Annotated in this window: 10 protein-coding genes; 9 read left to right on the forward strand and 1 reads right to left on the reverse strand. The window is 34.8% G+C overall.

Going from position 1 to position 13,138, the window contains the following annotated elements; translation table 11 throughout:
* Positions 1 to 123 precede the first annotated feature (123 nt).
* The 8 genes from C4F50_RS16830 (at position 124) to C4F50_RS16865 (ending at position 8,538) form a co-directional block, all read left to right on the forward strand.
* A complete protein-coding gene (locus C4F50_RS16830) occupies positions 124 to 708 on the forward strand; it encodes a DUF4202 domain-containing protein (protein ID WP_194139817.1) in 585 nt (194 codons plus the stop codon).
* Positions 709 to 713: 5 nt separating this feature from the next.
* Positions 714 to 2,525 carry a PAS domain-containing sensor histidine kinase gene (locus C4F50_RS16835; protein WP_194139818.1) on the forward strand — a complete coding sequence of 604 codons (1,812 nt, stop codon included), beginning with the start codon at positions 714 to 716 and terminating at the stop codon, positions 2,523 to 2,525.
* A 421-nt stretch (positions 2,526 to 2,946) separates the two neighbouring features.
* Positions 2,947 to 3,606 carry a response regulator transcription factor gene (locus C4F50_RS16840; protein WP_194139819.1) on the forward strand — a complete coding sequence of 220 codons (660 nt, stop codon included), beginning with the start codon at positions 2,947 to 2,949 and terminating at the stop codon, positions 3,604 to 3,606.
* A 97-nt stretch (positions 3,607 to 3,703) separates the two neighbouring features.
* Entirely contained in the window at positions 3,704 to 5,179 is a 1,476-nt protein-coding gene (locus C4F50_RS16845; protein ID WP_194139820.1) for an MFS transporter, read from the forward strand.
* Positions 5,180 to 5,274: 95 nt separating this feature from the next.
* Entirely contained in the window at positions 5,275 to 6,534 is a 1,260-nt protein-coding gene (locus tag C4F50_RS16850) for an alginate export family protein (protein ID WP_194139821.1), read from the forward strand.
* 137 nt (positions 6,535 to 6,671) lie between these two features.
* Positions 6,672 to 7,037, forward strand: a complete 366-nt coding sequence (locus C4F50_RS16855) for a hypothetical protein (RefSeq protein ID WP_194139822.1) — start codon at positions 6,672 to 6,674, stop codon at positions 7,035 to 7,037.
* A gap of 225 nt (positions 7,038 to 7,262) precedes the next feature.
* Entirely contained in the window at positions 7,263 to 7,898 is a 636-nt protein-coding gene (locus C4F50_RS16860) for a DUF6896 domain-containing protein (RefSeq protein WP_228012065.1), read from the forward strand.
* A gap of 19 nt (positions 7,899 to 7,917) precedes the next feature.
* Positions 7,918 to 8,538 (forward strand): class I SAM-dependent methyltransferase, encoded by a 621-nt coding sequence (locus C4F50_RS16865; protein WP_228012066.1) that lies wholly within the window; start codon positions 7,918 to 7,920, stop codon positions 8,536 to 8,538.
* A gap of 117 nt (positions 8,539 to 8,655) precedes the next feature.
* On the opposite strand, the gene C4F50_RS16870 is transcribed toward C4F50_RS16865, so the two are convergent.
* On the reverse strand, positions 8,656 to 9,360 hold the full coding sequence (locus C4F50_RS16870; protein WP_194139823.1) for a Crp/Fnr family transcriptional regulator: 705 nt from the start codon (positions 9,358 to 9,360) through the stop codon (positions 8,656 to 8,658).
* A 173-nt stretch (positions 9,361 to 9,533) separates the two neighbouring features.
* Here C4F50_RS16870 and C4F50_RS16875 point away from each other — a divergent pair, with 173 nt between their 5' ends.
* Complete coding sequence (locus C4F50_RS16875) at positions 9,534 to 13,049, forward strand: nitrate reductase (RefSeq protein ID WP_194139824.1); 3,516 nt, start codon at positions 9,534 to 9,536, stop codon at positions 13,047 to 13,049.
* The last annotated feature ends 89 nt before the right edge of the window (positions 13,050 to 13,138 follow it).

The raw sequence follows: 13,138 nt of genomic DNA on the forward strand, positions 1-13,138 counted from the left end.
GCTTTAATTCGTGAATTCGTGGCGGAAAAACTTTAATCTGCAGCAAAAAAATCATTCGTGAATTCGCGGCAGAAAAAAAATCATAATTCCGTATCTTTGAAATTCTATTATCCGACCAAAAAAATGACAACACCTTTTCAAAAAGCAAGCGAGTGGATTGATGCTGAAAATGCACAAGATCCAAATATCGAAATCGATCAAAACCAAGAATATCCTAAAGAATTATTGTATTCTAACAGGATGTACCAAAAACTGATGCATTTTGAACCCAATGCTTCAGAAGAAATTCAGATTGCCTCAAAAGCACAGCACATCTGCCGTTGGAAAGTAGCCCGCGAATCCTATCCAATGGACCGTGTAGGTTATTTAAAATGGCGAGGTGATTTGAAGAAATTTCATGCCGAAACCACAGCCGAAATTTTAGAAAGAGCCGGTTACGATTCCACTTTTATTGATAGAGTTTCTTTTTTAATCGAAAAAAAATTACTTAAAAAAGATGCCGAAACACAATTATTAGAAGACGTGATTTGTCTCGTATTTTTAGAATTTTACTTAGAACCTTTCGTTCAAAAACACGATGAAGAAAAACTAAAAAACATCATCAAAAAAACCTGGGATAAAATGTCGGATAAAGGACATCAGGAAGCCTTAAAAATTAATTATTCTGAAGAAAATTTAAACCTAATAAAAGCTTCATTAGGATTGTAAGCATTATGAAAAAAAGCAATCAGGAAGCTGCCGAAAAAATCACTTTCAAAAATTTACGACGTTTGTATTTTTTTGCATTACTTACTATTGCCTTAACAATAATCATCAGTCAATTTTTAGTCCAATACAATCTTAATCAGCAGTTAAGCGATTCTAAGATTATCAATTTTTCTGGTAAACAGAGAATGCTGAGCCAGAAAATTGTCAAGGAGGTCCTGATTTTGCATTATGTTTCTGCCACTGTTTCTCCTGAACAAATTTCGCATTTAAAAGAAGTTTTAATCCTTTGGAAAAAAAATCAAAATGCACTTGAAAATGGAAGTGACAGTCTCGCTTTCCCAAAAGAAAAAAGTGAAACCCTTCATAAACTATATCTAGAAATCAATCCGGTTTTTTGCAAAATTGCCCAATCAACAGATTCTTTTTTATTAAATTTAAAACAAAAAAAACAATCATCAGAAAATCAAAAACTAGTTCAGACTATTCTTGAAAACGAAGGCGCTTTCCTCGCTAAAATGAATGAGATTGTAACTCAATACGATCTTGAAGCCCACGAAAAAGTAACCGAACAACGCCGAATAGAATACTGGATTTTCGGTTTCACCCTTTTGGTGCTTCTTTTAGAATTATTCTTCATTTTCAAGCCAACCAATAAAAAAATCGAAAGGTTAATCGCTAAATTATTATCTTCTGAAAAGAAAGCGCTAAAACTTGCATACGATACCGAAATTATAAGCGAAATAAAAGAAAACTCGGTAAAAGAACTCAAATCGCTTAATTATGCGATGGAAAACACTTTATTGTATTGCAGAATCGCTCCCGACGGATCCATAATTCATATTGGAGAAAAATTTGCCAAACTCCTAAATTATACCAAATTTTCATCTACCAAAAAATTCTCCGAAGTTCTAACCACTGATGAAAAAGAGCAACTTAATTTTGACCGTCTAATTTTTGAAAAACAACGCAGCGGCTGGCAGGGAGAAATCAAAATCATCACCAAAGAAGACACAGAAATCTGGCTCGATTTATCGATGGTTCCCGTAATGATCAAAAAAGACGAACTCGAACTTTTAATTGTCTGTTTCAACATTACAGAACGCAAAAGAGCCCAGCGCGAAGTGGAACGTCTTAATCTTGAAAACACTACAGAAAAAATCAATCAGCAGAAGATTATTTCAAGTAAAATAGTTGAGAATCAGGAAAACGAACAAAACCGAATCGCCAAAGAAATTCACGACGGAATCGGGCAAATGCTTACAGGCCTGAAATTTAGTTTAGAAAGCATCAATCTTAATGACAGAGAAAAATCAGAACAAAAAATTGAATATTTAAAGAAGCTTTCTCTAGATATTATCAAAGGTGTCCGCACGGCGACTTTCAACCTAATGCCTCCTGAATTAAGTGATCACGGAATTGTTTCATCTCTTGCAAAACTTACGCAGGAACTTTCAAAACTTACCGGAAAAGAAATCCTTTTCTACAACAAAACCGATTTTGACCAGCGTTTAGATTCTTTAATCGAGATCAATATCTACAGACTTACTCAAGAGGCCATCAACAACGCTATTAAGTATGCCGAATCTTCGCATATTATTGTCCAGTTATCCCACAGCGCTACATTGCTTAGTATCATTGTAGACGACAACGGAAAAGGCTTTGATATCAATTCTGTAGACAAAAAACGCAACAGCGAATCTGGTATGGGACTTCTATTTATGAAAGAAAGAATCCAATACATCAACGGCCGCGTTTTCATGAACTCCATTCCCGGAGAAGGAACAAGAATTACTTTTAATATCCCTATTCTTAAATGAGCGAATTGAGATAATTAGATAATGAGGCAATTAGATAATGTGACAATTAGATAATTATGTAATTAGGTAATTACCAAAAATTGTTTAATCTGACTTTTGGCAAATTGAGCGAAGTCGTAGCCTAGGTAAAACAAATCTAAAATCTAAAATCTAAAATCCAAAATCCAAAATCTAAAATCTACAATCTACAATCTAAAATCTAAAATCTAAAATCTTTGTAGAATCCCTTGCGAGGTCTCTCCTTTTTCGAAATGATAAAATTATACGTAAATGAAATTTCTATACAAATTTTCTAATGATTTTTTAATTTTAGAATTTGGATTTTCCTAAATTAGAATTTAAAATAAAAAAAAGTACGTATATTAGCGTCTTCTTTGTAGATGAATATACGTAAAAATCCAGAATCAAAATTAAGTAAACTATGAATAATACAATTCGTGTAGTGTTGGCAGATGATCATGTTTTTGTTAGGGACGGAATCAAATCTCTGCTGGAAAACGAAGCAAACATCGAAGTTGTAGGCGAAGCTATAGATGGTGCAGATGCATTAGAAGTCGTTGGTGAAACCAAACCAGACTTACTTATAGTAGATATTCGTATGCCAAACTTAACCGGCATTGAGGTAGTAGAAAAACTTAGAAACGATGGTAACAGCGTAAAAATCATTATGCTGTCTATGCACGAGTCTGAAGAATACGTATTAAAATCTATCAAAGCCGGAGCCGACGGCTATTTACTAAAAGGCTCTAGTAAAGAAGAATTTTTGAAAGCATTACACAATGTAGCTGCCGGCGGAAAATATTTCAGCGGTGATATTTCTTCTATATTAATTGGACAATTGACAAACACTACTTCATCATTAGAAGCAAAACAAAATTTTGGCGACGAAATGATGATTACCAAAAGAGAAAAAGAAATCCTAATGCTTTTGTTATCTGGAAAAGGAAACAAAGAAATCGCCGAAGCTCTTGAGATCAGCAAAAGAACTGCCGAAGTGCACCGTTTTAACCTGATGAAAAAACTAAAAGTAAAAAATCTTATGGAACTTTCTAACAAAGCTGCAGAATATTCCTTAATCTAAAAAATACGTATAAATACGTAATTATTTTTCAAAAACTGCGTTTTGGCAGGTTTTAACTAAGTTATAGTACTTATTTTTACATAAAAATATAAGTGCTATGAAAAATACAAACTCATTATCGCAATCACACAAAATTTTATTTTTGAACACATTGGCCTTTACTGTGTGTTTTGCCTGCTGGACGTTAAACGGCGTTTTGGTAACTTTTTTAGTCGATAACGGAATTTTCCACTGGAGTGTTGTTCAAGTGGGATGGCTTCTTGGAATTCCAATTCTCACAGGATCTATTATGCGTTTGCCAATTGGAATCTTAACTGATAAATTTGGGGGCAAATACGTCTTTTCCCTTTTATTATTACTTTCTTCAATTCCACTTTTTCTTCTTCCTTATGCCGATAGTTTTTTAATGTTTGCTGTACTTAGTTTTTTCTTTGGCATGGTAGGCACTAGTTTTGCTGTCGGAATTGGCTATACCTCAATATGGTATCCAAAAGAATGGCAGGGACGCGCTTTAGGAATTTTCGGAATGGGAAATGCCGGAGCAGCAATTACCACTTTTATAGCGCCTTCATTATTAAATCATTTTTCTGTTGATGATCCGCAAAATGGCTGGAAAATACTTCCTGTTATTTATGCTGTCTCACTTGTTGTAATAGGCATTGCTTTTTTAATTTTTACTCAAAATAAAAAAGCCGAAAATAATACCAAAACAATTTCCCAAATGCTTACTCCTTTAAAATCAGCACGAGTTTGGCGTTTTGGAGCTTATTACTTTTTGGTTTTTGGCTGTTTTGTGGCCTATTCACAATGGCTGCTGCCAAATTTTATGAACGTTTATCAGACCAGTTTGGTAATGGGCGGTTTGTTTGCGACCCTCTTTAGTCTTCCGTCTGGAGTGATCAGGGCTTTTGGAGGTTATTTATCGGATAAATTTGGAGCACGAAAAGTCATGTACTGGGTTTTAGGATCTTCAGTTATTTTGAGTGCACTATTATCCATTCCGAAAATGGAAATCACAACCACTGGCCCTGGGGTTTTGGCAACTAAAAAAGGAACTATAACCACTGTTACCAATAACAATATTAAACTTGGTGAAACTGATTTTGCTGTAGCACAGAAAACAGAAAACAATGCTCAAAATACAATATTCCCGACCAAAACTTCATGGCAGCAAATTGTGGTACAGCAAAACCAAAACGTAAAGAAAAAAGAACTTCTGGCAAAAGGAATCACTGTGATCAAATTTGACGCCAACATGTGGGTTTTCCTCATTCTTGTAATCTTAATTGGAATCTCATGGGGAATAGGAAAAGCTGCAGTTTACAAACACATACCCGAATATTTCCCAAATGAAGTCGGCGTTGTAGGCGGTATGGTCGGCATGATCGGCGGATTGGGAGGTTTCTTTGGCCCTATTATTTTTGGATATCTCTTGACAGCAACAGGAATCTGGTCCAGTTCATGGATTTTTATTCTTCTGTTTTCGGTACTATGTCTGGTTTGGATGCACTATACGATAACAAGAATGAGTACTGAAAAGCAATCACTTACAATGCAGTTACAGACAAATTAACAAAAGATTAAAAAATGATTAGAAAAAATGATTTAAATCATATACATTGAAATCTTTTTCTTATAATTTAGCAGCTTTAAATACATAATACTATTATGAAAAGACTAAAACTGTTATTCGTACTCTTTGTAGGATTAACTTTCGATCTTCAAGCGCAGGAATTAGACGTAAACTTACAAATTAGACCGCGTTTTGAATACCGAAACGGATACAAATCACTTCTAAAAGAAGGTGAAAAAGGAACATCGCAAATCTCACAGCGTTCCAGGTTAAATTTTAATTACAAACAAGAAGACCTGCTTGTAAAATTAACATTGCAAAATACCAGAACTTGGGGAGATGTAGCTCCAACAGCTACTGCAGACAAAAATGGAGTTGCCGTTTTTGAAGCTTGGGCACAATACAACTTCACAGAAAAATGGAGTGCCAGAATGGGGCGTCAAGTACTCTCTTATGACAATCAGCGTATCTTTGGAGAACAAGACTGGGGGCAGCAGGCACAAAGCCACGATGCTTTGACAGTTACTTACCATGATGCAAAAAACCAATTAGATCTGGGAGGCGCTTATAACTCTACAGCCGAAAATACGGTGCAGACACCTTATGATGTAAACAGTTATAAAACGCTTCAATATGCATGGTATCACACTAATTTTAATAAGCTTGGCGCAAGTTTATTATTATTGAATACTGGGTACGAATATACCAGAATAGACAATCCTGAATTACTATTAAGCTACAAGCAAACTTTTGGTACATACCTTACGTATAAAACAGATAAAATAGACAGTAATTTTTGGGTGTACGGACAAACAGGAAAAAGCAGCGATGCACAAGTGAGTGCCTATAACGTTGCCGCAAATTTTGGCTACAGCATAAGTTCTTCATTTAAAGCCGGCTTAGGATATGAGTTACTTTCTGGAAAAGACAGGAATGACGGCAGTTCTGTAATCAAATCTTTTACCCCAATATTTGGAACAAACCATGCTTTTAACGGTTATATGGATTATTTCTATGTTGGAAATCACTTAAACAACGTTGGTTTACAAGATGCATTCTTAAAATTTAATTACAACGTAAACAAATGGCAGTTTGCATTAATGCCGCACGTATTCTTAAGCGCAGCCGATGTAATAAATCCTACAAGCGGAAAAATGGATTCGTATTTAGGAACTGAAGTAGATTTGACTTTTGGATATAATTTCAAAAAAGACATCACCGTTTCAGGAGGTTATTCTCAAATGTTTGGTTCTAAAACGTTAGAATTCATTAAAAACGGAGAAGCAAATCATGCCAACAATTGGGCTTGGCTGATGGTTTCTGTTAATCCGAGAATTTTTAGCTGGAAAAAATAGTTTTTCTTCAAAATTAATTCAAATATTTTACCCTTTTCCTATTTCGGAAAAGGGTATTTTTTTTATTGTTATAAAATGCATTTTATCCATGTAATTAATTATATTTGAACCGATTATGAACCCCCAATTCTATCCTAATGAAACCATTCTTAAAATTGTCAATGTTAACCTTTATGGTGACCCAAAGCGGCATTGCTCAAAAATTCAATGATGCTTTAATTTCAAAAAACTCAGAAATAAATTTTGCTAAGACGCAAAAAAGAGGAATCAAGAAAAACAACATTGTTTACTATGTTGAAAATGATTTACAAACAATTTCTGCTTATAAAAGAAGTAAATTAAAATGGCAGACTAATGTAATTTCTGTTTGCGGAGAACCTAAAAAAGGTGAACCTCAAATACGATATGTAGGATATAATTCAAACAAACTCCTTATCGTAATCGGAAAACATCATTTTGCAGAAATCGATATCAATTGTGGCACAACAACACTTGTTGGTTAGGAATAACTGCAATCCGAAATTTAAACTAATAGCACACCTAATAACTGCTCTTTTTCTATTTTTAGAAAGAGCTTTTTTATTAATATATTTGATTGGTCAAAATGCTAGTTTTAATGAATTACATGAATTAAGATGTTGGAAAGAGAGACAGAAATAATAACGATAAACTCAATTGATCAGATTCCTTCTTTAGAGGCAATCAAAAAACTACCCAGAAGCAAAATCTTGAAAATTATTTTTAAAGATTCTGTCCAAAATCAACGCGAGTCTATTGGTCAAAATTTAAAAAAACAACTACCAGGTTTTCAGATTGGAATTCATGCTTTAAATCCAGAAATTAATATTGCTAAATTAATTACAGATCAAGAAATTGAAGAAAATCAGGATTTCTTCGAAAACTGTGCAAAAGATTATAGAAAATTAGCTAAAGAGTTAATTTTTGAATTAGCAGAAAAATTTAAAATAAGTATTAATCCAGATTGTCCATGGATAACATTTAATGATTTTAAAAAGGACAACAGACAAATTGGTAAAATGAAGGATTGGCGGTATAGTTTACATGGTTTTCATTGCGGTTTTGAAAATCAAAAAACAGGTCAAACAATTGAAGTTTCACTTGTTTTCAGTCTTGAATTCGGAGATTTAGATCCCTACTTTTTTATTAATTTCATTAAATCAACACCAAATTACAAACCATTGCCTGTTATAATATACGAGGATTTTGCAGATGGAAGACAAATAAATACCAAGATGCTGTCACTTGGAAAATTTGAAAGAATAAATTCAAATTTTGCTAATCATTTTGGAATTGTAGTTGTAGACAGAGAAAAGGTTGAAATTAAAGAATATAGACTAGGCTAACCCATTTTAAAAAAAACTGATGAACAACTGGACTCAGCGATGGGACGATCGCTACAGCAGCGAAGAATTTGCATACGGCGAACAACCAAACAATTACTTAAAAGAACAAATAGAAAAACTACAACACGGATCAATTCTTTTTCCTGCCGAAGGCGAAGGAAGAAACGCCGTTTTCGCAGCAAAATTGGGCTGGAAAGTGGCTGCTTTTGATATTAGTGCCGAAGGAAAAAACAAAGCATTAAAACTTGCAGAAACAAATAATGTCTCTATTGATTATCAAATTGGTGAATTGGAGACTCTAAGCTATCAGCCTGAAGAATTCGATGCCATTGCTTTGATCTATGCACATTTTCCGGCAGTAATTAAAGCAGCGATTCACCAACAGCTTGATTCACTTTTAAAAAAAGGCGGTATTATTATTTTTGAGGCTTTCAGCAAAAAGCATCTGGAGTATTTAGCCATAAATGAAAAAGTAGGCGGGCCGAAAGATATTGAATCTTTATTTTCTATTGAAGAAATACAAAATGATTTTCCGAATTATGAAATCATTGAATTGGAGGAAAAAGAAATCGAACTGCACGAAGGCTTATTTCATAATGGAAAAGGTTCAGTAATTCGATTTGTGGGAAGAAAAAAGTAATGCATCTGATCTATGGTCAAAAAAATATTAAAAATAGTTCTTGAATATTCTAACAAAAATATTGTCCAAATAATTATAAGTTTATTGATTTTAAAAACTTTGCCTCTCTGAACCTTATTAAAAATACTTATGCTCCAAAATCTCCGATTTTAATTGAGTAACATCTAAAATTCCGATTCTTTTTCCTTCAGTTTTTATTAACGCTTCTTTTTTAAGACTAGAAATTACCCGAATCGCCTGTTCTTCTGTAGTTCCTGCAAAATCTGCTATTTCCTTTCGCGAAAGCTCAATATCAATTATACCATTGATCTGACCAAATTTACGATGAATATAAAGCAATAAATCAACCACACGTTCTCGCACATTCATTTGGGCAATTTTACGGATATTGTTTTCGCTCTTGTTTAATTCATCAGCATAAAATAACATTAGAGCATACGTAAATTCAGGAACATGCTTTAAAATATCTAATATCGTTTCGTTGCTGAAATTGCACAGTACAGTATCCTCTAATGCATAAGCGCCAATAAGATACCGTTTACTGGTCCCGAAGCCGCGAAAACCTATAATATCTCCATTCTTTGTTAAACGAACGATTTGTTCACGTCCATTAATTCCTGTTTTCACGGTTTTTACTTTTCCCTTACAAATAAAATAAAGTCCGTTAAGAGGAGCGCCCTCTGTAATAAAACGATCCGATCTTTTACAGATTAAATTTTGTTTTTTTGAAATATATGCTGCCATCTGCTCTAAATGCAGATGCTTCTTTATAAAACAATTTTCGTTTGTGCAGGAATAACATACTGTTTGTTCTTCTTTCATGAGCTTTAAATTTTAGCAGATTAAAAACTAATTTGTTGTTACTCATTTATTTTCATCAAAAATAAAAAAATAAATCTACAAATTAAGTATTAATACGTAAAAATACTTATTTTTGCATAAGTACTTTTTAAGTCAGATCATTTAACAAGGTAGTATCACTAAACAGGATCCTAATGCAAAATACCAAAATCAAAACTACTTGTTCTTATTGCGGCGTTGGCTGTGGAATCATTGTAACCAATGATGCTAAAAATGGCGTAATGGTCACGGGCGATAAAGATCATCCCGTAAACAAAGGAATGTTATGTTCTAAAGGAATGAATCTGCACTACGTAGTTAATGATACGTCTGACCGAATTTTATATCCAGAAATGCGAGGCAGTAAAAACTATCCGCTGGAAAGGGTAAGCTGGGACACAGCATTGGACCGTGCCGCAGCAGTTTTTACTTCTATTATAAAAAAACACGGTCCTGACAGCGTGGGTTTCTATATTTCGGGACAATGTTTAACAGAAGAATATTACTTAGTTAACAAGCTAGTAAAAGGTTTTCTTAAAACCAACAATATTGACACCAACTCCCGACTTTGTATGAGTTCGGCCGTCGTGGGCTATAAAAAAACATTTGGAGAAGACGCTGTCCCAATTGCTTATGACGATATCGAACTGGCCGATACGTTTTTAATAACCGGTGCAAATCCGGCTTGGTGCCACCCTATTCTATTTCGAAGAATTGAAAAACACAAAGAGAAAAATCCGAAAACCAAAATTATATGTATTGATCCAAGAAGAACCGATACTGCTGCCTTTGCCGATTTACATTTACAGATTATTCCGGGTTCCGATATTATTTTATACCATGCAATCGCCAAACGCATTATCGAAAAAGGATATGTCGATCATGATTTTGTAAAAAACAATGCCGAAAATTTTAAACAATATAAAGATTTAGTTTTAAGCACCTCGTTAGAAAAAGCTTCCAAACTCTGTGGTATTCCAGTAAACGATATTAAACTTGCCGCTGATATTATTGGAAAAGCAAAAGGTTTTATTTCGCTTTGGGCAATGGGGCTCAATCAAAGTGCCGTTGGAGTTGATAAAAATACCGCTTTATTAAATTTATCTTTATTGACGGGACAAATAGGAAAGCCCGGTTCCGGTCCCTTTTCATTAACCGGCCAGCCCAACGCAATGGGCGGACGTGAAGTTGGGGGAATGGCAACTTTACTTGCTGCTCATAAAGAAATAGCCAATCCAGAACATCGCAAAGAAGTAGCTGCTTTTTGGGGCGTCGACGAAATCTCGGACAAACCGGGTTTGACCGCCACAGAAATGTTTGAAGCTTTGGAATCTGGAAAAATGAAAGCGGTTTGGATTATCTGCACCAATCCGTTAGTGAGTTTACCCGATTCTAGACGAATAGAAAAAGCACTTCAAAATGCGAAATTTGTTGTCGTTCAGGATATTTCGCACAATGCAGATACTGCAAAATTTGCCGATTTACTACTTCCTGCTGCGGGCTGGCTCGAAAAAGAAGGAACGATGACCAATTCTGAACGCCGTATTTCGTTTCTGCCAAAAGGAATAAATGCACCTGGCGAAGCACTTTCTGACATTGAGATTCTCATCCGCTTTGCTAAAAAAATGAATTTTAACGGTTTCAATTTCAATAGTGCCGAGGAGATTTACAAAGAACATTGTGCGCTCACAAAAAACACCAATATCGACATTTCATTCCTAAATTATAATCGTTTAAAAAGCGAAGGAACATTTCAATGGCCTGTTCCCGATTACGGACATCCAGGAACGCCGCGTTTGTTTACAGATAAAAAATTTTATACCCCTTCACAAAAAGCTATTTTTAACCTGCCCGTTTCGATAGAAAATACTTCGGTTCAGCCAGATGCTTCATTTCCTTTTATTTTAACCACAGGAAGAATTCGCGATCAATGGCATACGATGACCAAAACGGGAAAAGTATCCCGATTATTAACTCATATCCCGAGTCCTGTTTTAGAAATAAATCCGATAGATGCTTTTAAAAATGAAATTAAAAATGGTGATATTGTTACCGTTACAAGCAAAAATGGAGAAGTTCGCGTAAAAGCAAAAGTTACAGATTCTATAAAAGAAAAAGTGGTTTTTCTGCCCATGCATTGGGGAAAACAATTAGAAAATGACCTTAACAGAACCAATAATTTAACGAACACGATTGTCGATCCGATATCCAAAGAGCCCGATTTTAAATATACTACGGTATCTATTGTAAAATACATAAAACCGTTTCAAAAAATTGCTATCGTCGGTGCCGGCGCTGCTTCATTTCGATTTATTCAAAATTACCGTGAATTCAATTCAACAGACGAGATTATTGTTTTTTCTAATGAAATAAATCCGTTTTACAATCGTGTACTGCTTCCAGAATACATGACTGGAGAATTTAGCTGGGAACAATTATTAAAAGTCAAAGACGGAGAATCTTTCAATAAATTAAATATTACGATGAAAGCCGGCGTGGCGATTGAAAATATTAATCCTAATCAAAAAACAATCACAGACAGTAATGGCCAAATTCACGCTTTCGACTCGTTAATACTGGCAACAGGAAGCCGTCCGTTTATTCCAGAAAATGCGCAGCTGCATTTACCTGGAAGATTTACAGTGAGAAAAAAAGAAGATGCCGACCGCTTAAAAAAACACTTAGACAATACTAATCTGCCTCCAGAAGAGCAGCATGTTGTCATAATCGGCGGCGGTTTACTAGGTCTGGAACTTGCCGCTGCGTTAAAACATAAAAAAGTAAAAACCACAATCGTTCAACGTGCCTCACGTTTAATGGAACGTCAATTGGACTTAATTTCCAGCAAATTACTGGCCGAAGAAGTACAGCTTCGGGATATTCAGATTTATTTTGATAATGAAGTAAGTACCGTTTTTGAAACTGATAATCCAAATGAAATTGAAATTGCCCTAAAAAGCGGCAAAATAATCACCGCAAATGCTATTGTGTATACGATTGGCACCATTCCGAATATTGAAATTGCCCGAGAAAGCGGCCTTGCCTGCGGACGAGGTGTAAAGGTCAATCAATATTTACAAAGCTCTAATCCCAATATTTTTGCGATTGGAGAAATCGCAGAATTTAACAATAAGTTATTTGGTATTACTTCTGCTGCAGAAGAACAAGCCGATATTTTGGCCAACTTTTTAGCAGGAGATATCAGCAGTTATTACAAGGGTTCTATTTTAATGAATATTTTAAAACTAGAAGACATTAACCTGTGCAGTATCGGCGATATTGAGATTCCTGAAAATGACGATTCTTATGAAGAAATTATTTTCTCGGATTTGAAAAAAAGGTATTATAAAAAATGCATCGTAAAAGATGATCTTTTGGTGGGTGCGATTTTAATGGGCGACAAAAATGAGTTTGCCGAATTTAAAACGATGATCGAAAGCAAAATAGAATTATCAGACAAACGAAATTTACTTTTGAGAGGAAGTTCTAACGCAAAACCTGTTCTCGGAAAATTAGTTTGTTCCTGCAGTCAGGTCGGATCTGGAAATATCGAAGAAACAATAAAAAGCGGTGTGAGTAATTTTACTGATTTATGCAAAAATACGGGCGCCGGCTTAGGGTGCGGAAGCTGTAAAACAGAGGTTAAAGAGATTCTCGCAAAATGTCGATAGTTATTTTTTGTTTGAGGTTTCACGTTTCAAGTTTTGAAACCTGAAACGTGAAACCTCAAACCTGAAACCTGAAACGTGAAACCTGAAAC

The sequence above is a fragment of the Flavobacterium hungaricum genome, assembly GCF_015182285.1.
Lineage (GTDB): Bacteria > Bacteroidota > Bacteroidia > Flavobacteriales > Flavobacteriaceae > Flavobacterium > Flavobacterium hungaricum.